General features: G+C 39.3%; 17 protein-coding genes. 5 read left to right on the forward strand and 12 right to left on the reverse strand.

From position 1 onward, the window contains the following. Positions 1-207: 207 nt before the first annotated feature. Both IW22_RS15710 and IW22_RS15715 read right to left on the reverse strand, forming a co-directional pair. A complete protein-coding gene (locus IW22_RS15710) occupies positions 208-816 on the reverse strand; it encodes a hypothetical protein (RefSeq protein ID WP_034728176.1) in 609 nt (202 codons plus the stop codon). A 173-nt stretch (positions 817-989) separates the two neighbouring features. Then, positions 990-3,365: a TonB-dependent receptor domain-containing protein gene (locus IW22_RS15715; protein ID WP_034728178.1), complete on the reverse strand. Its 2,376-nt coding sequence runs from the start codon at positions 3,363-3,365 to the stop codon at positions 990-992. Positions 3,366-3,471: 106 nt separating this feature from the next. On the opposite strand from IW22_RS15715, the gene IW22_RS15720 reads away from it, so the two are divergent. Together IW22_RS15720 and IW22_RS15725 are read left to right on the forward strand one after the other, a co-directional pair. Further along, positions 3,472-5,139 carry a histidine kinase gene (locus tag IW22_RS15720; RefSeq protein WP_034728180.1) on the forward strand — a complete coding sequence of 556 codons (1,668 nt, stop codon included), beginning with the start codon at positions 3,472-3,474 and terminating at the stop codon, positions 5,137-5,139. Beyond that, on the forward strand, positions 5,139-5,837 hold the full coding sequence (locus tag IW22_RS15725; RefSeq protein WP_034728183.1) for a LytR/AlgR family response regulator transcription factor: 699 nt from the start codon (positions 5,139-5,141) through the stop codon (positions 5,835-5,837). The genes IW22_RS15720 and IW22_RS15725 overlap by 1 nt, the downstream gene beginning before the upstream one ends. A 31-nt stretch (positions 5,838-5,868) precedes the next feature. Here the strand turns inward: IW22_RS15725 and glsA are convergent, their stop codons facing one another. Beyond that, positions 5,869-6,882 (reverse strand): glutaminase A, encoded by a 1,014-nt coding sequence (gene glsA, locus IW22_RS15730; RefSeq protein ID WP_034728304.1) that lies wholly within the window; start codon positions 6,880-6,882, stop codon positions 5,869-5,871. A gap of 284 nt (positions 6,883-7,166) precedes the next feature. Here glsA and IW22_RS15735 point away from each other — a divergent pair, with 284 nt between their 5' ends. The 3 genes from IW22_RS15735 to IW22_RS15745 all read left to right on the forward strand — a co-directional run bounded on the left by IW22_RS15735 (position 7,167) and on the right by IW22_RS15745 (position 10,926). Continuing rightward, positions 7,167-7,583 carry a hypothetical protein gene (locus IW22_RS15735; RefSeq protein ID WP_034728185.1) on the forward strand — a complete coding sequence of 139 codons (417 nt, stop codon included), beginning with the start codon at positions 7,167-7,169 and terminating at the stop codon, positions 7,581-7,583. A 373-nt stretch (positions 7,584-7,956) separates the two neighbouring features. After that, the gene (locus tag IW22_RS15740; RefSeq protein WP_034728187.1) at positions 7,957-9,144 is read left to right on the forward strand and encodes an FAD-dependent oxidoreductase; all 1,188 of its coding nucleotides are present in this window, start codon (positions 7,957-7,959) and stop codon (positions 9,142-9,144) included. A gap of 12 nt (positions 9,145-9,156) precedes the next feature. Then, positions 9,157-10,926, forward strand: coding sequence for a flavin monoamine oxidase family protein (locus IW22_RS15745; RefSeq protein ID WP_034728188.1), 1,770 nt, complete (start codon positions 9,157-9,159; stop codon positions 10,924-10,926). A gap of 651 nt (positions 10,927-11,577) precedes the next feature. Here the strand turns inward: IW22_RS15745 and IW22_RS15750 are convergent. The 9 genes from IW22_RS15750 to IW22_RS15790 form a co-directional block, all read right to left on the reverse strand. Beyond that, positions 11,578-14,460, reverse strand: coding sequence for a glycosyl hydrolase (locus tag IW22_RS15750; RefSeq protein WP_034728189.1), 2,883 nt, complete (start codon positions 14,458-14,460; stop codon positions 11,578-11,580). A 206-nt stretch (positions 14,461-14,666) separates the two neighbouring features. After that, positions 14,667-16,148 (reverse strand): serine hydrolase domain-containing protein, encoded by a 1,482-nt coding sequence (locus IW22_RS15755; RefSeq protein WP_081873963.1) that lies wholly within the window; start codon positions 16,146-16,148, stop codon positions 14,667-14,669. Between the two features lie 386 nt (positions 16,149-16,534). Further along, the gene (locus IW22_RS15760) at positions 16,535-17,035 is read right to left on the reverse strand and encodes a hypothetical protein (protein WP_034728306.1); all 501 of its coding nucleotides are present in this window, start codon (positions 17,033-17,035) and stop codon (positions 16,535-16,537) included. A 26-nt stretch (positions 17,036-17,061) separates the two neighbouring features. Next, complete coding sequence (locus tag IW22_RS15765; RefSeq protein ID WP_034728191.1) at positions 17,062-18,774, reverse strand: hypothetical protein; 1,713 nt, start codon at positions 18,772-18,774, stop codon at positions 17,062-17,064. A 340-nt stretch (positions 18,775-19,114) separates the two neighbouring features. After that, positions 19,115-20,578, reverse strand: a complete 1,464-nt coding sequence (locus IW22_RS15770; protein WP_051891264.1) for a serine hydrolase domain-containing protein — start codon at positions 20,576-20,578, stop codon at positions 19,115-19,117. A 139-nt stretch (positions 20,579-20,717) separates the two neighbouring features. Then, positions 20,718-21,872, reverse strand: coding sequence for a helix-turn-helix domain-containing protein (locus tag IW22_RS15775; RefSeq protein WP_034728193.1), 1,155 nt, complete (start codon positions 21,870-21,872; stop codon positions 20,718-20,720). Positions 21,873-22,278: 406 nt separating this feature from the next. Beyond that, complete coding sequence (locus IW22_RS15780) at positions 22,279-22,815, reverse strand: hypothetical protein (protein ID WP_131401746.1); 537 nt, start codon at positions 22,813-22,815, stop codon at positions 22,279-22,281. A gap of 118 nt (positions 22,816-22,933) precedes the next feature. Beyond that, on the reverse strand, positions 22,934-23,455 hold the full coding sequence (locus IW22_RS15785) for a GNAT family N-acetyltransferase (RefSeq protein ID WP_034728196.1): 522 nt from the start codon (positions 23,453-23,455) through the stop codon (positions 22,934-22,936). A 1,011-nt stretch (positions 23,456-24,466) separates the two neighbouring features. After that, positions 24,467-24,904 (reverse strand): DUF1801 domain-containing protein, encoded by a 438-nt coding sequence (locus IW22_RS15790; RefSeq protein ID WP_034728199.1) that lies wholly within the window; start codon positions 24,902-24,904, stop codon positions 24,467-24,469. Positions 24,905-24,912: the final 8 nt, after the last annotated feature.

Here is a 24,912-nt window from a genome sequence, read left to right on the forward strand (position 1 = left end):
ATAAAATTCAGAATTTTGAAAAAACAATGACAAAATTTCATAGGATTTTCGCAAAAAAAATAACGTTACCGGGAAGCAACGTTATGAGAATAAGAAGATTATAAAAACCGCCTTATTATTCGGTTAACAAAATAGTATCATCTATTAATAGAAGTTTTAATGAAAAAAATAAACCTGCAATCATTGTAGCCGCTTTATTGATTAAAATCAGTAAAATTGTTTCACAGTCTCCATAATGCCTGTCGCGGGATCCATAAAGAGGTACATACTTCCCTCATCATGGAAAAATTCTCCTTTTTTTATTTCAATCTGTCCTAAAAAGAAAAGAGGCAGATTGTTCTTAACAGGCCATTCCGGATTCTGTATCCACTTGGGTGGTTTGGTCTGGAATTTAAAAAGTTCCGTGTAGCGTTGCTTTATGTATTGTTTCTGTTCAGATTTTGAAAGTGTTTTGTCTTTCGGCAGAATATACTGTTCGATAAATCCGGCATCAGTGTCAATATATTTGGGACTGGTACTTAAAATGAATTCATACTCATCAGACTTTTGTGGAGAAGCTATGATCTCTACTCCAATTTTGCTTAAAAACAGTTGTACCGCTCCGTGAGCATTGAGTCTTCCTTCAGCATTTTTATAATCCTGCTCAATCAGATAAAAGTAAGCAGTGGTGTTTTGTAAATAAGTTCCCTGCCAATCTATTGCCGGATTTGAAAGCTGTTTTTCTAAATCCTGATTGGTGTAAAGCTGCTGTTCAAAGTCTTTATCGGAAAGTTTCCCCTCCACGAAATCTTTTAAAATCTGTATTTCATCTGCCATCTGTCAGTATTTTTTTCCCGTCATAGAAGACGGAAGACCAAATTTAAGTCAAAAAAATCACACCAGAATGGTAAAAGAATTCGCGTGATCTGCAAAATTGGCAAGACCTATTTTAAGCTCGCAGATTTCACAGATCAAGCAGATGTTGTTTTTTTAATTAAAATACCTATAAATTAATCCCTGTTTCCGCTTTTGGCTTGTCGTACCGTCTGATTGTCTTTTTGATTAAATCTATAAACCAGCGTTAACCGATAGCGTGCGGCATTAGGAATATTGATCTGGCTGATTTCATAATCTGTTCCTACGGTTCTGCTGTTTGACTTTCGTAATCCAAAGAGGTTACTGACATCGAACATCAGGGTCGCTTTGTCTTTTAAAAAAGTCTTGCTGAGTCCAAAATCAATGCTGTGAAGAGCATCTGTGCGGGTTTGTGCAGTAGCATTGGCTCCTCTGAAATTATATAGCGTCTGAAAAGCAAGTTTGTTTTTCAGCTTCAGCTGAGCACTTACACGGGCGGTTAAGGTATTCCCGGAATAGTCGAAACTCTGATCTTTATAACTTCCCTGTTCGGCATAATGGAACAGATTAAATTCTGTATTCACCTGCAGCCATTTTACCGGATTATAGAGTACTGACAGTTCAAAACCATAACGGGTTTCCCTATTGATATTAACCGGCATTGTGATAAACAGCCCTTCTGCATTCCGGAACGTATAATCCTCCATCACTCCGGTATTTCGCTGATAATAGAAGGATGGATTCAACGTAAGCGTCTTCCAGTTTTTAAGGAAAGCGATTTCAAAGACATTGGCGTATGATGGATTAAGATCCGGATTTCCTACATAACGACTGGTCAGATCAGTCAGTTCATTAAAAGGATAAATCATGCCCAGTCTTGGCCTGTTGATTCGCTTGCTGTAACTTCCTTGTAAAGTTGACCGTTCATTGAAACGGTAACTTACATTGAATGTCGGAAACAGTCGGTTATAATCTTTTTTATTGCTATAGCTTCCCGCGCGGTCTTCGATCCCGATATGGGTGAGTTCGCCACGCAAACCAGTCTGATAACTCAAAGCTCCAGTCTTTCCGGAAAACTGTACATAAGCGCTTCCAATCAATTCTTTATATAACAAATGATTATCAATCTGTTCAATGATTTCCCAACCTGCAGAATTTTGTTGTTCTGCGATAAAGTCGCTGTTCACTCTGCGGTCCTCTAATTTTAAACCGAATTCAAGGGTAGACGTACTGTCAAGCGGCTGTATCATATCTGTTTTAATCATAAAGTCTTTACTGGCTCCCATTGAACCTGTTCTGATCATAGGTAAGTCAATGGCAGTTGGAAATACTTTGCTGGTTGATAAATTCCAGTCTTTGTCGCTGTCCCAGAAATCATACTGCATATCTACTGTCAGTTTCTTACCTGCCTTAGCGAAGTTTTTGGTGTAATTCAATTCGAGCTGATTATAGCTCCGTTTTTCCCATGATTCGCCCTTTCTGGTGAGGCTGCTGTCTATAGCCCCGTTTTTATTTGAATAGACATAGTTCAGTTGGGTCTTGTCGTGATCATGCGTTGAGTTTCGCATGAAAGCCGCGGTAATGGTATTATGATCATTGATCTTAAAGTCTGCTCCAAAGTAGAGCAATTTGGCATCATCATGTCTGTCCTCATCCTGTCTTCTGTTCAAATCAACTCTTTCTCCTGAAAGTCCGGTGGACTGTTTCATTGTGTATAAACCTACATAATCAGATAACCGAATGCCATAAGTCGCAAACAGATTGAGCCTGTCCGATTTATAATTCAGACTCGGACTGATCCGCGTTTCATTGGGAATACCGCCTACCAGACGTAGCTGCCCACTGAATCCTCCTTTTTTATTCTTTTTAAGGATGATATTGATAATCCCTGCAGAACCAGCCGCATCAAATCTGGAAGAAGGATTCGTGATCACTTCCACACGCTCTACCTGATCGGCAGGCACCTGTTCCAAAGCATTACCCTGAGTCAGTCCGGTCCGGCGACCGTCAATCAATACCAATACATTATTATTCCCCCGCAGACTGATTTCTCCACCGGGGCTTACACTCACCGAGGGAACAACGTTGAGAAGATCCGTTACTGCTCCCGATTGCGAGAGGACATCCTTACCTACTTCAAAAACTTTTTTGTCCAGTTTTAAACTTATGGATGAACGCTGCCCAGTTACGGAGACTTCCTGCAAAAGTTTTGTATCAGATTCTAAAACGACCGTCCCTAAATTCATTACCTCATCAGATTTAACTTCTACAGGCCTGCTCATCGTTTGAAAACCTGCAAGGCTGTAACTGATGGTATACTTTCCGGCCGGAATGCTTTCCAGTCTGAATATGCCTTTACTGTCCGAAATACCGGCTGCAATGGCTTTATCTCCACTTTCCTTTAATGTTACCGTTACATAAGATATAGGTACGGCAGATTTTTCCTGAATGATTCCGGTGACCTGAGCTTTCTGTGCTAATGAATACTGAACAGAAAAGAGGGTAAAAATAATGATGACTACTTGTTTCATGATGTAAATTTAAATCGCAGAAACAGCCATTCACTGCAGAAACATCTGAACAACTCTACGGGCTTTCAAACAACATCCGGTTTTTCAAATTAGCTTGTATATTTACATGATGCATAATTTAATATTTTTATTAACGCTGCTCAGCCTGCTGGCCACGCCTGTTATCCGTAATGAGGACCCGATACCGGTCTATAAAACCGGAGACCATATGACATGGGCTGATAAAAACTATAACGATAAAGACTGGTCGGAAACGAGAGGCAACACATCAGACAAGATATTCTGGTCACGTACGCAGCTCGACCTGCGTCCGGTGGAGAACGAACTGACTCCTCTGGGACTTCAGATTGATTCTTTCGGGGCTTTTGAAGTGTATTGGGATGGTATCCTGATTGGTAAAAACGGACAGCTTCCAAAAAACGGAAATCCTGAAATCCCGGGAACTGAGTGCAGCTATTACAGGATTCCGGATCATCTGATTTCGCCTGGTCTTCATACCATTGCCATGCGCAGTTCTCAGTCACTGCATCCGGATATGCAGCGGAGCATTGGATTTGACATCAATAATTACACAAAATTAATCACAAGACCATTGATCACAATGGCTTATATGAACCTGATGGCCGGAGCTTTTCTGATCGCGGCAGTTTATTATTTTTTCCTTTATCTGAACAGCAAACGGAGACAGAAGGACATCCTGATTTTTGCAACCATCTGTCTTCTTTTTTTCACTTTACTGATCATGGAATATCTGAAATTCCATGTGGTGATTCCTTATTCTGAATTTTTCATTCGTCTTGAGATCATCGGATGGCTGACATTTGCCAATGCATTGCTGGTTCCGTGGTATTTTATGATTCAGTTTAATTTCAGACATGGAAAATGGCTGATGCTCGCTCTTCTGCTTACATTGTTGGGACTCTATTGGTTCAATTATGGCCATTATGACCTGACTGCCCGGCTCTACAGTCTGGCTATGCTGATCGCTGCTTTTATTGTGGTTCTAAATGGTATTATTCAAAAGGAAAAAGGAGGTTTTATTGCTCTGGCAGCTCTTTTGGCGAGTGCATTGGTCAACAGGATTGTGGTTTATGATTTCGGTTTGTTCATTAGTTTTACCATTATTGTGCTGTCGATGCTTTATCTTCATTCTATCCGTACCAGTGTTATTGAGGCGGAACACCAGAATGCCATTTTGCTTTCATCAAGACTTCAAATGGAGCTGCTTAAAAAGAATATTCAACCTCATTTTTTAAGGAACACCCTGACTTCAATGATGGATTGGGTGGAAGAATCCCCCAAAGATGGTGCCCGTTTTATACAGGCATTGGCCACAGAATTTGACATTATGAACGAGATCTCTGAACAGACTCTGATCCCTGTCACCAAAGAACTGGAGCTCTGTCGTCAACATATATCGGTGATGGGCTTCCGGAAAGAAATGAATTATACCTGGGAGGAAAAGGGAATCGATGAAACTCAGCTGATCCCGCCGGCGGTTATTCATACGTTGCTCGAGAATGGTATTACCCACAGTGAGCCTTTGTCTGGAAATACGATTCAATTTATACTCCATTATTCTGTGTCAAAAGAGGCGCATCAGTATATTTTTGAAACTGTAGCGAAGAACAGACAAATCATGACAGACCGCACGGGTGGAAACGGTTTTAAGTATATCAAAGCAAGACTGACTGAAAGTTATGGCTCAAACTGGGCATTCGAATCGGGTGCTACGGAAAACGGCTGGAGGTCTACCATTCAAATTTTAAAGTAATGAATATAGTTATTATAGAGGACGAAGCCAGAATTGCCCGCCGTTTACAGCGTATGACCTCTGAATTTTTTGCAGACAGGCCGAATGAAATCATCATCTGTGATTCGCTGCAAAAGGGACTTGATCAGGTTTCGACACAAATTCCCGACCTACTTCTACTCGATCTTAATCTCAATGGCGATAATGGTTTTGAGTTGTTGGAGCAGATGGTGGCTGCTTCTTTTCACACGATCATTGTTTCTGCCAATATCGATAAAGCGATCACGGCTTTTGCGTATGGCGTTCTGGATTTTGTTCCCAAACCTTTTGATCAGGAAAGACTTTTTAAGGCTTTGACCAGGTTTGTCAGTCCAGCCTTAAAAACGGATGAAGGTATTAAATACCTCGCTGTAAAAAGAGCAGGACAGGTTCGTCTGATCAACATTTCTGAGGTGATCTACATCAAAGGAGCCGGAATTTATACTGAGCTGCATCTCAGCAACGGACAGAATGAGCTCCACGATAAGTCACTTGAACATTTGCAGCAGCTTCTTCCCGATAGATTTGAGCGTATTCATAAGTCTTATCTTGTAAATTTTCAACAGATTGAAAAGATCATCATCAACCCCGGGACACGCTATGGAGTATTGATTAAAACCGGGGAAGTGCTTCCGGTAGGACGTTCCAAGTATAAAGATTTGAAAAATAAAATGGTTTGATGCCTGAATTTAACAACGAAGATGCAGTTCTTTAAAATAAACTCAGATCATACTGCTTCACCAGGTCTAAAATCATATGATAGCCCGCTGCAGAATTCCCATGTTGATCCAATGCCGGACTGAAAACACCAATTCCCATTTTTCCGGGAACACTTACGGTAATTCCGCCTCCAACGCCGGATTTGCTCGGAAGACCTACGGTTCTGGCATATTCTCCACTGAATTCGTACATCCCGGCGATAAGCATCTGGGATTGAATCAGTCTTGACATTTCTGCATTTTTATACTTGCTGTCTCCGTCAAAACGAACACATTCATTGGCAAAGAAATAGCCTATTTTAGCCAAATCTTCGGCAGTAAGCTCTATAGAACACTGTCTGAAATAATTATCTAGCTGATCTTCATTTCCTAAAATGAGTCCGTTGTTTTTCATCAGGTAAAACATGCCGCGGTTTCGGTGTCCGGTAGATTTTTCGGATTCGTAGACAGATGTACTGTAATCAAGGGTTTGATTTTTGGTGATGTAGCGCACCATATCCAGAATTTTAAGAAATGGTTTTTCGCCATCGCCGGAAATTAATGAAGTAGTGAGAATGGCACCAGCATTCATCATCGGGTTCAATGGCTTGCCCGTAGTTTCAAGGTTGGAAAAATGATTGAAAGGCTGATCGGTTCCAAAATAGCCCATTTTATCAAAGACATTGGCTTCCCCTTTTTCACTGACAGCAATCATCAGTGCAATGATTTTCGAGATACTCTGCATGGTGAATTTCTTCTGTACATCTCCCACATTGAATACCTTTCCGTTTTTTTCCACCACTGAAAAAGCAATTGCTTTAGCATCCATTTTTCCCAGCTCGGGAATATAATCTGCTACTTTACCCTTTGTATAATAGGTTCTGTTTTTTTCCAGAATACTGCTTAATGTTTTCTCTGAAATGGTTGAAATATCTGCTGCTTTCTGAGCATATATCACCGTATTGAAGGAAAGAAAAGCTGCAATACAGATTCCTTTTGCAGAAACTAAGAAACTATTGTTGTTCATAAAGGCATTTTCGGCTAACATCTTATCATCAACCCCGAAAAACAAAGATAAAGTATTTCATCCTTCACTAGCAAATGTCCTGAAATATACAGGCGCTAAATCTGATCTGAAAGGATTAAGTATTTCTACTCAAAACCGCAATTGGTCATTTCTACTCTAAAAAAAATGCGCCCTTCTTTGTTACTTTGAACTACCAATCAAGCGGTATCAATAAAGGGTAATTCCTCAACTGAGACGCTGAAAAAAAGCAGTGGTAAAAACTAACCAACCAAAATACAACCAACATGGAAACATCAAACGTAAGCGGAACCGCCAATTCATCCGGTCAGCTTCAATTAGGGAACGGAGCTCAATTCTGGGTTTATCTGTCTCCTCAGAACAATACAGCCAAAATGATTTCAACGTGGCGTGTCACATTCTCACAGGGTAACTGGAGTGATTCTATTTCAAGTGAGGCACCAACTAAACAAATTCAGACGCCTAATCTTTCGGGAATCTTTGATATTAAAGTAGAATTACTAAGCGGATCTACCGGTACATGGCGCCAGATCCCTCCTCAGCAGGGAAGCTATAATGAAATAGGCTGTAATTCCAACTGTGCCTCAATGGTAGGTATCGTTGCAGACAGTACTACCCCTCCTCCAGGTGCAGTTAATGCCCATTTCTGGACTACATGGGATGCTATGTGCAAAGCTCAATAAAAGCATAAAAAAGTCTTAATCATAACCAGTCTATATCCTTCAATTGCCGGCCGTTTTTTTCGAGTTATTGTACATGATTTAAAACTCGTGTGTTTAAACCTTTCGAAAAACACGGCCGGTAATTGTGCATCATGTACAAAACTTAGGGAAGCAAAGTTGGAATCAACTTCATTGACTCAGATAAAGCAAATGAGAACAGATCGCATGTTTTAAAATTTCACGCAGATTAATCAGATGATGCAGATTTTCATGTTCGTGAATCTGCGCTGTCTGCATAATCTGCGAGAATAAAAATAAAAGTGTTTAAAATGCTTGTATGATCATCATTTAATTCTTGATGAATACATGGATTTAACAGATAAAACTAATACCTATGAAAACAGAAAACTACGACGTCATTGTTATTGGTGGCGGAGCCATAGGCCTGGCTACGGCCTACCATCTTGGCCAACGAAAGGCTAAAACATTAGTCCTGGAACAGTTCACTTTTGTGAATCAGCTTGGAAGTTCTGCCGGAGTTTCCCGCCAGTTCCGTATTCCTTACCCGGATGAATATATGGTGAAAATGGCTCTTGAAGCACAACCCTACTGGGACGAGCTGGAAAAGAAGACCAATACTTCGCTGCTGGATAAAGTGGGTACGCTTTGGTTTGGAGACCCTGAAGTGCACTCCACGGAAGGAAATATTGCTTTGGCTGAGCAGGCCCTGAAAGAACTGGGTGTTCCCTACACTACCCTAACCGCAAAAGAAATCGAAGAAAAGTACCATTTTAAAAACTTACCGGACAATTACACCGGACTGTTTCAGCCGGATGGTGCAAGCATCAATTTTAAATTAACAATTGAAACGCTTTTAGGACTTTGCAAACAGGAAGAAACCGTTCAGTTAGAAGAAAATTCGCCTGTACTTGACATCAAACAGATAGGTGATCTCTTTGAACTTACGACTCCTAACGGAATTTATATTGCTAAAAAACTGGCGATTATTCCGGGACCTTACATTAACAGTGTCATCAATTTACTGGATTTTAAAATAGAAGCTACGTACTGGAATATGTCTTCGGCTTATTTTAAGAAAACAGATCCCAACATACAGTATCCAACCTGGTTTGTATTCCAGAATGCAATTGAGGAAAATGGCAATCAGTTCTATGGTTTTCCTTCTGTAGACTGGGATCACCCGGAATACATCCGTGTTGCACCGGATTTTGTCATTACACCTTTGGAAGAACCAAACGACAGAACATTAATTCCCAATCCTCAGGAACTGGCCTATACTTCCGATTGGGTACAACAACATATGACAGGATTGGCTACAGAGCCTGAATACACTTCAACCTGCCTTATCGCTTTAAGCAAAATACCGAATAAGGAACTGCTGATTGATTTCGCGCCCAAATATGTCCCGAATTATAAAAACATTGTGGTCTATGCCACCGGATGGGCTGCCAAATTCACTCCATTCCTCGGGAAAATCATGTCTGATCTTGCCCTGGACGGGCATACGGATTTTGATATTTCTCATTTCCAGTTAGGACGCAAATACTTTAAAGCCATTTAAAAACAATCAACCATGAATAAAAATACACCATTAAACACAGGAAAACATCCTGATTTAAAAATAGAAGTCGCCATCATTGGTGCCGGAACTTCCGGTTTGTATACCGCTTACCGTTTAGTCACTGATAAGAAATTCAAAGCCAGTGAAGTACAGATCTTCGATATGAACAATAAACTGGGCGGAAGACTGGAGTCTGTCGTGATGCCGGGAATGAATTTCTGGGGAGAACTGGGTGGTATGCGCTACCTGACTTCTCAGGAAATTGTAACGACCTTAATTGAAGGATATCCGCTTTCGGAGGAAGATCCTGCAAAACGAACTCCTGTCCTGAAAGATAAAATGACACCTGTTCCTTTCCCGATGGGTGATCCTACCAAACTATTGATGTATCTGAGAAAAGAACGTTTCAAACAGGATGCGTGGGACGTGGCTCAGAAAGAGGGGAAAAAGCTTGCCACCCGTTATTATCTGAATGATGATGATTACGGTTTCAGCTCGGATCAGTTATTCAATAAGATTATTTACGATGTGCTGATGGCAGATCCATGGGTAGCTGAGAAATACAGTGATAAGATTATCAAAGGTGACAGCATCTACGATTATAGTTTTAAACTGACCAGTGAAGACTGGGATGATATCAAACCTAAGCTGGTTTATAATTTCCCTAATTCTCCTTATGACCGACGTAAGGTGAATGATCTGGGATTCTGGAACCTGATCAAGGATCAGATTTCACAGGAAGGCTATGAATTTGTGGCAAATGCCGGCGGATACTACTCCAATACGATCAACTGGAATTCTGCGGAAGCTTTTCCTTATATGGTGGGAGATTTCTCTGCCGGAACCATTTACAAAACCATTGAGGAAGGCTATGACAGCATCGCTTACGCCGTAGCCAATTCTTATATGGAACATGACGGTGCCTGCATCTGGTCTGAAAATAAACTGCTTACTTTCACCAAAGCGCATCCTTTAATCCATACCCATAAATATCAGCTGACTTTTCTGAATCTGAAAACCAACACGACATGGAATGTATATGCCAATAAACTGGTTCTTGCCATGCCGAGAAAATCTCTGGAGCTTCTGGATCAGAACAATTTCTTCTTTAACACTAATGAAAATTCAGTCCTTAATACCAATATCCGTTCGGTGATTATGGAACCTGCTTTTAAAATATTAATGGGCTTTGAATATCCGTGGTGGAAAGAGAAACAACTGGACATTGATTCCGGGCATTCTATTACCGACCTTCCTATGAGACAGTGTTATTATTTCGGGACAGATCCTCAAACCAATAATTCAATGTTACTGGGAAGCTACGGAGATATGGAAACCGAAACCTTCTGGAAAGCACTGTCCGATGACAAATTACTGTTCGAAGTAAGAGCCGCCAAATCTGCATCACTGAAGGAACTGCACGAACTGGATGATGTTCAGGCGACCCAGCTGATGGTGGATGAACTGATGAATCAACTTCGGGAGCTGCACGGCCCTGATGTAACGATACCGGATCCTTATGTAACCTACTTTAAAGACTGGACCGATGAACCTTTCGGAGCAGGATATCATGCCTGGAAAGCCGGATACTCCGTTGAAAACGTAATGCCATACATGAGAAAACCGGTAGCTGATGAGTCTATTCACATTATCGGGGAAGCTTATTCCGATCAACAGGGATGGGTGGAAGGTGCTTTCTGCGAAGCCGAAAAAATGCTGCAGGAACATTTTGGAATGGATCGCCCAATCTGGCTGAGCCCTACTTATTACTTAGGATGGTAGACTAATGGGCTGGAAGCTGGAAGAGGGAGGCTGGAAGTTAGTTTTGGGATTGGGATTTCTTTTTCTGATTTTTAATGACTTTTTCCTTCAGTCTTGAACTTCGTTAGCTTATTAACACATTTATTATTTCAAATTAAAATAAATAAAACCGTCTCATTTTAGTTATGAGGCGGTTTTTCATTATGCTTTTATTGTAAAAAAACTAATAAATAAGGGGGTAATTTCAAAATTTGGGAGCAAATAAAGTTTTTTTTAACGCAAAGAAATTGATTATTCTATTTATAAAGGGAAGCAAAGGTGGAATCAATTTCATTGATTCTGATTAAGGTAATGGAACAGATCATGTGATTTTAAAATTTCACGCAGATTAATCAGATGATGCAAATTTTTACTTTTGCTCATCTGCTTTATCCATATCATCTGCGAGAGAAAAACTTCAAACCATTAAGATTCTGTTAAGCCTTTAAGAATATTAAGTTTTAGCTTCGCTTTAAGACACACAACTTAAAAAATCATTTGATTTTTTCTTAACTCACCTTACATCCTTCATTGATCTTAATGTTTTAAAAGCATGAATTAGATCTGCGATATCAGAGAAATCTGCGAGAGCAAATAACTATAAAAACTCTTTTGTGGTTTAAAAAAAAACACTCAAGACTCCTGATAAACAGTCACCGGACCTGCCAATCCCATAGACTGCAGCGGCTGGTCTTTCTTTTTCTGATTGGTCCAATACTGTGCTACCACATTATCTTTAAGGGTTTTCATATAATTGACCATCACTGTGACTACTTTGATCTCAATTTCATTAACCCCGTCTTTGACTAAACCGTTCAAAGGGTAAATTCTCCTTCCGAACCACTGTACTCCCGCTTCTTTCCCATTAATGCGTACTTCGCAAATTCCGTATACCTTGCCCAGATTGATGTAGCTGTCCACATTTTTGTCCTTGATCTGAAACGTATTCCGGTAAATGACTGTTCCTGCAAAATGACTATAGGCCGGCAATTCTTTGAGATCTGTTAGCTTGTTGAATTCTTCTTTTTTAACCGTCCCATCATAATGTATCAACTCTACTTTCCATGGGTTGTCAATTTCTTTCACATTCTTTCCACTCAGAGGACTTTCTTTCCAGGTTGTGCCTCTTTTATGGCCATCAAAGACAATTAACTTTGAATCGGCAGGGCCTAAATCGATATTGAATCGCCCATCCGGAAGATTCAGTTTGAAACGCTTACCTGTTACCGCATCCCACATCCAGGCCTGCTTGTTTCTGATCACGTTTTTTTCGAAGGTGATATCCAGCGGTGTACTGTTCTTACTGCTTGAATTATTAAACAGGAAAATCTCGGCATCCCGGGTTTGGTAGCGTATCTGTGTGATGAAAGTTTTCGGTGTCTTTATTTTCACATAAGGGGTAATATTATACTTTTCCTGAACAGATTTATACCAATTGAGAAAATCGGATTTAGGCTTATTCAGGAAAATAAAACGTTCCGGAAATGTCTGCATTTTGCTGATCCAGTTTTGTATGTTCCGGTCTCTTTCTTCGTAATGATTCCAGCCTGTGGAACGGTCCGGAATAGCTTCAATGCAGAATATTCTTCCACCATCACTCACAAATTCGTACAATTTTTCTGCTGTGGCTGTATCCAGACTGTGCACCTCAATTAAAAATAAAGTATGGTACTTTCTTTTTCCATACGTAAGAAAACCTTTCTTCACCTCTGAATCACTGATCACCTGTTCCGATACATAATCACAGGCATTCCCATTCTGATGGACAGATTCCCAGATCAAAGCCTGATAAGCAGGTGATACCACCGTTGGAAAAGGTTCATTCTGTGCTCCAAACTGTGTCCATTGATCTGCGAAAGGGGCTAAAAGAGCAATATCCGCAAACATCGTGGCCTGTTGCAATAAAGCGGAAAGTCTTGCCCGATAATCTGTATAATGTTTAAAATAAGGCCAGATCGTGTTTTTCTCATTGAAATACCCGCCATAGGTGATCCAGCCGGGAAAAGCTGCTTCCGGAGGGGAATAGTTAAATCCATGAAAAATAGGATGGGTAACTCCGGATATCGTGCTCTGGTCTCCTGCTATTTTCAGAATTTCCAGAGCTTCGTTAAATACCATATCAGTATTGGTCAGTTCTTCTGAGCTGATGAGTTTTTTATCCTTTAAATGAGCGGCTGAAGACACCATTTTATTGATCATGGTATTTCCCCTACCCAAATGCCATGGATACTGTGTGAATTTCTCTTCACTGATGTCTTCCCCAATTCCATATTTCAGCCAGGTTTCACATTCGGGAATATCTATTTCAAAGCTTCCTTCCAGCGGAAAATAACCGCGTCCGTAAGCCTGTGTCCTTGATTTTATTTTATTGTCTTTACACCACTGCGCGAAGGTCTGTACAAAACGTTCTCTGAATAGTTCAGCTTTCGTCAGCTCGAAATCATACCGCATACGGTCTGTCATCTTTTTAAACTCTGGACCCATTTTTACAGGATAAAGGATATTTACCCCAGTCGTATTTCCCATACTTCCGATTTTAAACAGAACAAAAGGCAGATACGGATACAGGTCATACCCTCTCCTCTTTTGGAACTCGCTCATCATATCATGGTTCCAGTTCGTTCCTTCCGTTTCAAGACTGTCGATGAAGAAAGACCGGATGTTGGGAGCCAATGGTCCTATTTTTTGCTGAATGGTATCACTCATTCTGTTGAGGTATTTCTTTACAGCTGCTGTATCATAATGATTCAGGACAGGCCCCATTCCACCCGGGGCACCTTGGATGACACTCATAAAACGATCTATTTTTACCAGTCCATAAATGGCATAATCTCCTTTGGGTATGGAAACTTTAATCATTCCATTTTTAATCTGGTCTGAAAGATTGATGACCTCATCCAGACTGTTCAAAGGATCGGGAACAAGCTTCACTTCCAGCATTTCCATGGTTCTTCCGCTGTATGGATTGGTAATGGCAGGATCCGCCTCTTTGTAAAGATCAAAAAGAGAAAACTCTGTTTTAAGAGGACCCTTGAATTTTTTCACCGCCAAAACCACGATTTGGGAACATTCTTCTTTTTCCAGAAAATCTCCCCCCATAGGAAATCCGGTCCCGACAAGCAGGTCACAAGTCATTCCTAATGATTTCGCCTCTTCAAGAGTGAACCTCAACAATTCGATCCATTCATCACTTAACCAGTCTACACTCGGTTTTCCCGTATCTTCCGTGCGCAGGGGAAAAGATATCGGATTGATTTCCACACCGCCTATTCCGGCAGCTTTTAAAACCCTGAGTTCCCGCGCCAGTTCTGCTTTTTCTATTTTGTTTCCATTCCACCACCAGCGGACAAACGGACGGTAATGATTTTCAGGATCGCTGAAGATTTCAAACAGTGACTTATATTTCGGGAAATGATCCTCTCCAAGCATGGCATGGGCATATGAAGGCAATACATTTACCAAAACCAAGCCGGACGCCGCAATGGAACACTGTTTCAAAAAGTCTCTTCTTTTCATGAATGGTCTGTCAATTTAAATTACAATGCCTGTGAACCCTGTGGTTAGGTTCTGAAATTCCGGGAACAGAATGATCGGGCAGACCAAATTTAATGGATTTGTTGAGAATATGACAATTCTAATAAAAAAATCACCTGAAAGAGATCAGGTGATTGAATTTTAATCATTTAACTTGAAAGTTTTGAATAGATAAAGACCTATTTAGACTATCCTTCTATTTTACTGATCATCTCTTTGCCGTTCTTATTTTCGGGATTCAGTTCCACAGATTTTTGATACATTTTAAGGGCCTCTTCCTTTTTACCGGATTGGAGTAATGCTTCACCATAGCTGTCATAAACATTCCAGCTTTTTGGAAAAAGTAATGTGGCTGAACTGAATGTCTGCAAAGAATTTTCACCTTTTCCATTCCTAAGAAATTGATAGCCTAATCTGTTAAAATCTCTCTCTGTTGCTTCATAGCCATTTGGATTTTTCAGATGTTCTTTAATCAGCAGATTGGCTTTCTCCTTATTTCCGTTTTCCAGTAAACTCCCATAAATTCTGGAAAGATTCTGTGCAGGAATTGTATAAGGCCGATGATCAATTAATGGCAAAACAGCATTCAATATAGAAAAAACAGGACTGTTTCCCATATTGAATAAGAGAATCACTGACTGATTTTTATCGATATTATGCGCCAGAATACTGGTAAGTCCGTGGATAGATCCGTCATGAAAAACTATTTTCCCTTTACTTTCATCAGTATACATAAACCAGCCTAAGCCATAGCTCACTTCTTTTCCATCAATAGGATAAGTCACTTTCTTTCCGTCATTAAGGATCGTAGCGGTTAACGCTTCCTCTAATTCCTTCTTTCCAAGAATCTGATGGCTAAATAATGTCTTCTGGTATTTTTCCAGATCTAAAGCTGTGCTAACAATACCTCCATTTCCATAAAAATTACTTTTTGCAGCGATGGGAAACGGATCTTTTACGGTATTTATATTCACAAGACCTGTCGAATACAAATTAGGATACGTATATAATTCTACCTGGTTTATTTTTTTAATCTTCCGGTCATTCGGAACAAATGAATTTTTCATTTTTGCAGGACTGAAAATATTTTTTTCCAGATACGTGGCATAGCTCATTCCTGATACTTTTTCAATGATCAGGGCAGCGATGCAAAAATTGACGTTATTATACTCCCACTTGCTCCCGGGCTCGAAGGTAAGCGGTGTTTTGAATCGGATAAAGGTTGGAATAATATCCTGGTTGGAAATTATTTTTTCCGGCTGTTCCTTGAGAAGTATGTCAAACAGATTGTAATAGTCTGCCAGCCCCGAGGTATTATTAAGCAGGTTTTTAATGCTGATCGTAGGATAAGGAAAATCCGGAAGATATTTCTGAACGGAATCATCCATTTTAAGTTTTCCTTTTTCTTTAAGCTGAAGTATCGCTGTTGATGTAAATGTTTTGGTGACGGATGCGATCGGAAACTGAGACTGGTCACTGAACTTTTCTTTTTTTTCGATATTGGAAAATCCATATTGATCAGAGAAAATTGGTTTTCCGGGTTGCGAAACCACTGCACTTCCATTGAACATATTATTTTTAGAAAGTGTAGAAAAGAAAGTGTTTAATTGCTGTCCCGGAATACTCATGGTAAGGAAAACAGTCAGTAAGAGGGCAAAAGTCTTGGTCATTGTTTTTATTCAGTTTTTACATTAAGGTCATCCGGGAAATCAATAGTTTTTATTGTCCCTCAGCACTGATTATAAAACAATCCGGAAAAGACTTTCATTACATTAAGGTGGGTTTCGATTTTGGAGAGTTATTAGTTTTAGGGTGAATTTTGGTTGTTAGTTGGTGAGTTGTTGGTTGCTAGTTGCTGGTTGCTAGTTATAGTAATTAAGCTAACGAATTATCGTCTGATGTCTGATATTTTGTATTTAAAATCTTGGCTCTTGATTCTTGATTCTTGAATCTAGCATTCACCATTCACTTGCGAAGCAAAATTCACCATTCACCATTTTAGTTGCAGTTGAAAGTCTGATGTCTGATATCTGGTGTCTGAAATCTTAATTGCAGCCTATTTCCAGTAGCTCCATTTCAATCCATCAAATACAGCTAATGTTTTGCTGACGGTATCATAACAGATCATTCCCGGAAATGGGTTTTTAACACTGGTATCGGGAGCGGCTACTTTAGGTAATATTAAGGCTTTATCTGCAGATTCCAATACCAATACGCCGGGGGCAGTTGTGGTGGCAGATCCTATGATCACATTAGTTTGGGCGGGTGTTTCTGTACTTGTATTGAAGGAAACATTATCAATTGATCCGGGGTCGCTGAGCGAAATCCACTCAGAATCTGTTTTCATCTTTACAACCTTATCATTTTTATCCATCAGAATAGTTCCTTCTACCGCGTTGGTGGGAAGCGTTTCTACGATTGGAAGCAGAATACCATTGGTCGTATTGGATTTAAAATCGAGAATTCCATCTCCATCCACTGTTTCCTTACCAATTGCTACCTGTGCCTGAATCATTTCAAGGCTAAGCAACCCTATTATCAATACTATTTTTTTCATGATGAAGTATTTCTGGAGTTTCATTATTAATCATTACAGGATCTTGTGATGCAGTTCCATACCGTTCCATTATAGAGTTTAAAGCATTGATCTGCTGTATCAAATATTAACATGCCCTCTACTGGAATAGCAATACTGGCGGAAGTGGTTCTGGTAATGACAAAACCTTTATTCCTGGATTCCAATGACATAAATCCATTAGGAATATTTGTAGGCCAGTTCGGCAGTTTGTTGCTTTGGGCTGTAATTCCAAATTTGGTCATCTCGTTTGGAGTTCCCACGGCCGGGTCTTTTGTACAGTGGGTTTGAATATTGATTCCAAATGTGAAATATTTATTCGCCGGAAACGGATAATTAAAAACAGCCTTACCTCCTGTAAAACCAGTTGCCGGAATAATCTGTACATTTTGAGAAAGCCCGCTGTCATCAGCTACTACCATAGATACCTGATCGGTAGCGGCAATCCCTGTATAGGCTGAAAGATTCGCCTGCAGCCATGTAGAACCCGTATTATTTGTTCTCTGCGCCAACCATATCCTCTGAATCACCTGTCCGGTTGCACTCCCGTTATTGACCAAGGCAATGTTCTGAACATTATTATCTCCTATGATGAGAAAGGTTTTATCCTGTAGAAAATTTGGCCGGCCGGGACTGCTATTGGCTGATATGAAATCATTGTCCGTGGACACCGTAAGCATAATATTGTTCTCGGTATTGATGCTGTTGGTAACCAACTGATTCAATGCTGAAGCATCGTCCTTTGCCAGTCCAAAGATGTTGTTGTTGAAAGAAGTATTCAGTCCGGAATTCCATGTCATGATGGTTTCATCGGAAGCCAGATAATCTTGGGGCTGAACCAGTGTGACCCCGTATTTGACTGCTAAATAAGAATTAACTCTCTGTCTTTCCGTTTCAGTCTGCGTTTCAGAATACAGAATAAATTCTCCAATCCTGTCGCCGGCCAGAGAAGTACTGCCGGAGGCTCCGTCATTATCCATCAAAAGAACCATTCCCGGATAATTAAAATTAGAAGATACATTATTTGATGGCTGACCGTATTCCTTGCCGTTATTTCCAAAAAGATAGTTCATGTTAGCACCGGAAAGTCGGTTATAATAAGACTGTATGCTGGGAACATCAGTCCCGATGGTATTGATGATATCTGTTCCAAAAAACACATCTCCGGATTCTTTTTCATTATAAAACTCAGGCCGGTTGCCCTGTGATCCGAAAAACGGCGACTGCCATATTCCTGCTACTGAAGATGCATTAGAACTTCTGGCAGTTCCATTCATTACAAATACCGTTCTGTAGCTGCCTGAAACGGTTCTCGTCAGATGGGTATAGGAAGTCATGGCATTGGTGGTATTATCCGGAAAGCCCAGTGGAAATTTGTATCCGGATCTGTATCCGTTTGTACTTACGATTTCAATAGCCGGATTAAAGTTAAAATTCGGAATGGAAGGCGCTGTACGGTAAGCCGGTATAGCTCCAACACCCGGATCTGCATAGTAACCTGGCATTCCCTGATTCGCAATACCATTGACGCCACCGGATCTTTGATTTTCCCAAACAGGAACTTTTGAATTGTCTGTCGCTGTGCCCGTTCCTGCATCTGCTTTTACCCATACCTGCAGATTGCCGGAGACCCCGCCTGGTGCCGGAAGCTGTGCTCCCAATTCATAACTCAACATCAGGAATAAAAGAATAACTGCTTTTTCATTGATGTAAGTTTTCATACCTGTTTATTTTAATAGATAGCTGATGTCTCTAATAGGGGGGAAATCTTCCTTAATTGAAAAATAATGAGTGATTTACACAGAAAACAGTCAATTCTATGACCCGTACCATGTAAGAAACTGACAGCAGCTAAATAGTTGTTTTTTTAAGTTTACAGATATTAAATATAAGTTTTTTTCATTTAAATGGGAAATACTTTAGAATAAAATTCTCAATTCCTGCCCTTTCAAAAAACTCTGCAAACCATAAAAAAGCCTGTCATATTCAATAGATCTTATTATAATTTCTTGAATACAACAGGCTAAAACAGTCCTTTATTTTTAGAGTAACGAGTCGTTTTTATTTATTCTTTGTTGGAACTTTAACACTCAGATGATCTCTTTTTAGAGTGACAGCATTCAGTTTTCCATTGACGAAATCAAATTTTAAAGGGTTCGGATAATCTATAATTTTAAACCATCCGTTTTTCAGATAAACCAATTCATTGTCATTTTTTCCTTTAAAATGATCCAATATGAGTGATTCTACATACAGGCGGTTATTTTTTTCCACGATCTTAGTATCCATTCCCTGCCCGTAAAGGAAATCATCATAGGTTCCGATGAGTTTTTCTTTTAAATCTGAAGGTATTTCCTGAGTTTCTTCCTCAGATTCTTTGCTGTTCCAGTCCATCAGGGTCAGGATCTTTTTCTGAGTCTGTCCCATTACAGGAAAACGGTTCGGTTTTTCGCCATTGGCTAAATAGACAAGACCATTCCCGTCTTTCATCGTAGCCAGAACATTTCCACCCACTCCGGTATTGGAACCATTGCATGAAAACCAGTCATAGCCGCTATAGCCAAAAGACTTCTGCCAACCGTAGCTCCATCCGCCAACAGCATCTTTTAAAGCGGTCACCGCCGTTACTTTTTTGGCTACAGCATGTGAGATTACCTTGTTGTTTTTATTTCGAAGCGCATTCTGTATCTCTATGGAAAGTTTAGCTAAATCAGTTGGTGTAGACCACATTCCTGACGCCCCAACCTGTGGCGTGATAGGTAATCCCGTTTTAATCACTTTTCCATCTTTATCATGTACAGAAGCAACATTGGTTGGAAATCCCTTTTCATTAGGCTGGGTCATAGTTGTATTTTTCATGCCAAGCGGTGAGAAAATATATTCTTTGGCCAGTTCTGCAATCGGCCTGTTGAAAGTGTCTTCCAATGCCATCTGGATAATCACGTAACCGCCTCCACTGTACGCAAAACTGGTTCCCGGCGTGAAGAGAAATTCAATTTCTTTATCATATCTCGGAATCTGTCCCAAAAGACTCTGCTTTATGGTCGGAATGGTTTCTCCTTCATAATGGTCTTCAAACCCACCCTGACTGGTACCGGCCGTATGATTAAAAAACTGTCTCCAGGTCGGGCTGTTGTTTTCCGTAAACTTACTTTTAGGTAAATGCCATCGTTTTAAGGACTTATCAATCGGATCATTTAAATTAATCAGTCCTTTTTCCTCAAGAATATGACAGAGAAGTGACGTGATGGGTTTTGAAATAGAAGCTGTAGAGAAAGCCGTATTCTCATCTATCTTTTCTTTGGAATTTGCAGATTTTATACCCCATTGGTTGGAATACACGATCTTATAGTTTTCAAAAACCACAAGGCTGAATCCCGGAAGTTTATACTTTTCTAATTGCGGGTCTATTTTTAAGCTGTCGGTAAGAAAGGTGTAATCTTCTTTTTTCGACAAAACCTGATGGCTGGTCTGACAGCTCGAAAGGATGAACAGAGAAATTAGTAAATAAAGAGTAGTTTTCATTGTATCGTTTTTTAATTGTTAAACATTGATTTCGATACAAATTTGGGAAAGAAACCGGCCCTGTGCGACCGAGTAAAAAAAGTCGGTCGCATTTAATCCAAAGAATGCGTACGATTAATGTATTCGGACGTACGACTTTTTATAAATCACTACTTAACAGCTGCTTACGGTACAAAGTAGGGGTAAGATCCGTATATTTTTTAAAGGCGGTATTGAAAGAAGATTTTGAATTAAAACCCACTTCATAAAGGATTTCAAGAACGGTTACCTTCTTTTTTGCAGGATCTTTTAAAATCACTTTTGCCTCTTCTATTCGATAGGTATTGATAAAGTCAAAAAAATGCTGCCCCAGCTGATGATTGATTAAAAGTGACAGGTCCCGGACAGGAATCTGAGTGCTGTCTGAAACATTCTGAATGGTTAAAGAAGGGTCAAGAAAAGGCTTTTCTTCAACCATGTATTTCTTTAATTTGATCAACTCTTCATTCAGTTCACTTTCACTGACAGTCTGAACTTCATTATTTTTTTCTTCTGAAATGATATCGGAGACAAGCTTTAATCTTGAATTGATATTTCTGAATAAGCCGGGATGATTCAATGCCTTCAATAAATACCAGCAGATGATAAACAGCTGGAATACAAGAATTCCGACTTTGATCCATTCGGAGATATACGGATAATCTGAAAATTTAAAAATGTTTTTTATAATGACAATCAGGTATAAAGCCGTCAATACAGATGTAAACTGAAACAGCCAGCTATAGGAGTTGATACTGGTCCCTGCATAATTCTCTCGATACAGCTTTTTTGCTTTCCTTAGCAGGACAAAAACAGCCACAAAATAAGCCACAAACTGAATATGGAAAAGAATATGGGTAACCTGCAGCTCAATCCTGCTTTGGCGGTTGATAATAAAATCCATTTTGGAAGCGGCATCCACCATATAAAAACGAGGCAGCAAGATCATATTCACCATTAAAAACGGCAGCAGATGTAATACATGTTTAGGTTTAAGCCTGAAATCTGAATAACAGACAGACATTACATAGAGATAAAAAGCAGGAATCTGCAGGAAAGCCAGCGTATTTCTCAACATCCCCAAGTTGGAAGGGCCATCCGTTACTAAACTCACTAAAGGCTCACTGATATCCATTGTGTTCACGATCAGAAAAGCCGCAAAAAGAGCATTGCTTAACCTGTATTCTGTTCTGACCGTCAACAGAAAAAATGCAAGAAATAATGAAATAAACAGGGAGATTCCTGTCACGATAATTAGTACATTGATCTTATCCATTTTTTGTTTCTGTTTGTTTATAAATTGTTTTCAAAGAAAATTAGTTTCCAGCTTATGATGAAGTTCCTGCAACTGTCACAGCAACTAAATATTCAAAAGTGAACGGTACAAATATAGATATTAGGCAGGATTTGTTTGCGTATTTCTCATGAAAAAACCTCGCTGAATGCGAATACTACTAATGAGTGTAGTAAGTGACCTGCTCAAAAAAAGCTTTAAAATCTTTTGTGAAAATTTATTTAATGCAAAGTTTCAAAGTAATATGTTTTAGTTTCAAATTGGGCAAAGAGATGTGGCTTCACCACTGAATAAGAGGACGTTTTAGCAGACAGAAATAAAATATAAAAGAGTGACCAAAAGCCACTCTTTTTTTTATCAATATAGATCTGTTTTAAGAATATTCGCATTAATTGACACCGGGACCGATAAGTTCCGTGGTAAGATATAAAGATTTTAAAAGATTCTTACGGTCGAACATTAAGATGGTGTAGTGTTTTCCTTTTTTGAACGTCAGTTTTGAGCCACCCGGAAGTTCCGTGGACTCGCCAAGCTTTTCTGTTGTAGCACCATATTTACTGAATTTGGCTGTACTCTGCTGAAGAGTCGTTTTGTTCAGGGCAAGCTGATATGGAAGTCCTTCAACAACGATTCCTTTATCATCCGAAATATCAAAAGACATCTCGTTAATCGTTTTATTGTTTCCAATGCTGGCATAAAGCAACACACCTGATTTTGTGATCCACTTGGCATATTTTTCATCATTAGCATCTTCATAGAAAATAGTTTTCACATTCAGTGCTTTCGAAATTTTGTCCGGTGTCTGAGGAAAAATAAATTCCGCGTTTTTATCCAGTAAGGAATTCAAACCTGCATTTTGCTGCGAGAATGCAGTAAAGCTTAATAGCTGAAATACAATGGTTAGGACTAATGTTAATGGTTTCATCTGCATAATTACTGTTTTTAATATTTAAAATTTGATGATTAAAGATATTAAAATTAGCTCATTTCAGGGCAGGAAAACTCAAATTAAGGTTCCGGATATTGTACCGGTTCCTGTGAATTTATCCCATATCGCTGTTCACAGTAATCTCAAATAAACTGACGGAAGCATTGTCATAGTGTGCCGGTAATCCATCCGTGTTTTTAAGCTTCTGTAATCCCAGAAAATCGAATCCGCATTTTGTATAATAGCTAATCAACCCTTGATTTTCGCCGACCGTATCCAGACGGATATATTTCTTTCCGTTACTTAAAGCATATTCCTTTGCCCAATGCACTATATCTTCCACAAGGTTTTGTCCCTTGAATTCAGGGTTTGAAGCAATCCTGTGAATGTAAACCGCAGGATCATTGTTCCGCTCTTCCCAAATCTGAGGATCATCAAATGTAGTCGCCCAGACACATGCAATTTGATCATCAATCACGATTTTCCATTGTCTTTGTTCATCAATTTCTGTCTCTATAAGACTTCGTTCAAATTCCGGCCACTGAACCACATGTTTTAGCTTCTGAAAATCCGTAGCTATTGTATACAACCTGAAAATCTCTCCGATATCCTGAGTTGTGGAATTTTGTATCTCCATCGTGTGTATTGTTTTTAGTACCTGTTCTATTTCTTATCTGCAGTTACGGCTACGCAATTATTTTTTCCGTACAGTGAGCTGCAAAATTTAAGATGAATAAAGATACCGCTACCCATTCAAAAGTAACAGGTACAGATTTTGAATATTTACCTACCACAGATTGAAAAATGAGAGCTGATCAATACAACTTGCGGAGAAAAAATAATCAGAGTTTTAAAACTAAATAAAATGCATATGCCATGATTTTTTAAATTCACGCAGATTATAGAGATGATGCAGATTTTACGTTTGTTAATCTGCTTTATCCGCAAGATCTGCGGGAGATAATATTTTAAACCATTAAGGATTAGTAAACTTATAAGAATATTAAGTTTTAGCTTCGCTTTAAGGCGTACAACTTAAAAAAATCATTTGATTTTTCTTAACTAACCTTACTCTCTTCATTTATCTTAATGTTTAAAAAAGTTTAGGGCGAGAATACGCAACCATATTAATGTCAAGAGGAAATTGATTTTAAATGATAGAGGAAAATTAATCACAGATGGCACGGATTTTCACAGATGTTTGCGTTTTACTAAGCCGTATGTAAACAAAAAATATCAGTCACAAAAGTTTTCTTGAAACACTTAAGTTTATTTAAAGTTTAAAGTTCTATTGCAAAAAAGTACACTTAAGTCTTTGTAAAAATCTCTGATTTTTTTTTACCATAACAGGGAAATCTGCCTGATCTTTTTAATCAGCGGGAGAAAAAATTCAAACCATTAAGATTTCTGTTAAGCTTTTAAGAATATTAAGTTTGAGCTTCGCTTTAAGACGTACAGCTTAAAAATCATTTGATTGTGTCTTCACTAACCTTACATTTTTCATTAATCTTAATGTTTAAAAAAGTGTTAGATTAAAATCTTTTCCATCAGCTAAATTTGCAGGAGTGATTTTATAAACTGTTAAAAAGGAATCAGGGGAAAGCTTGTCTTCAGGACTGGTTATTCCCCCTGATTCCTGTATTGTTGTTTAGTTTTCCCGGCACGCACATTCGTGATGCTCGTTGATATATTCTATAGATTCCATGCATATTTCCTTCAGTACGGAGGTATCAATATCGGACAGTTTTTTCACGTAGATACAGGCTTTGCTCATTTTGAATTTACCCAGATGAGCAATTAAGGTTTTACTCTTTTCGGTCTCAGAATAAACGTAGAGCGAAAACGCAGCTTTTCTCGGTGAAAATCCAAGAATAGGAGCATCACCTTCGTGTCCGCTGGTGTATTTGTAGTGGTAATTCCCGAATCCTATAATTGAAGGTCCCCACATTTTGGGTTCAAAGCCGGACCATTCCTGCATCAGTTCTATAAGGCGGAAACTGTCTGCTTTCTTTTGTTCGCTGTCAGCATAGGAGTTGATGAAATCTGCTACATCTGCTCCCGTGTAGTTCGTTTTGGTCTTTGCCATCGTTCCGG

The organism is Chryseobacterium sp. JM1 (assembly GCF_000737715.1).
Lineage (GTDB): Bacteria > Bacteroidota > Bacteroidia > Flavobacteriales > Weeksellaceae > Chryseobacterium.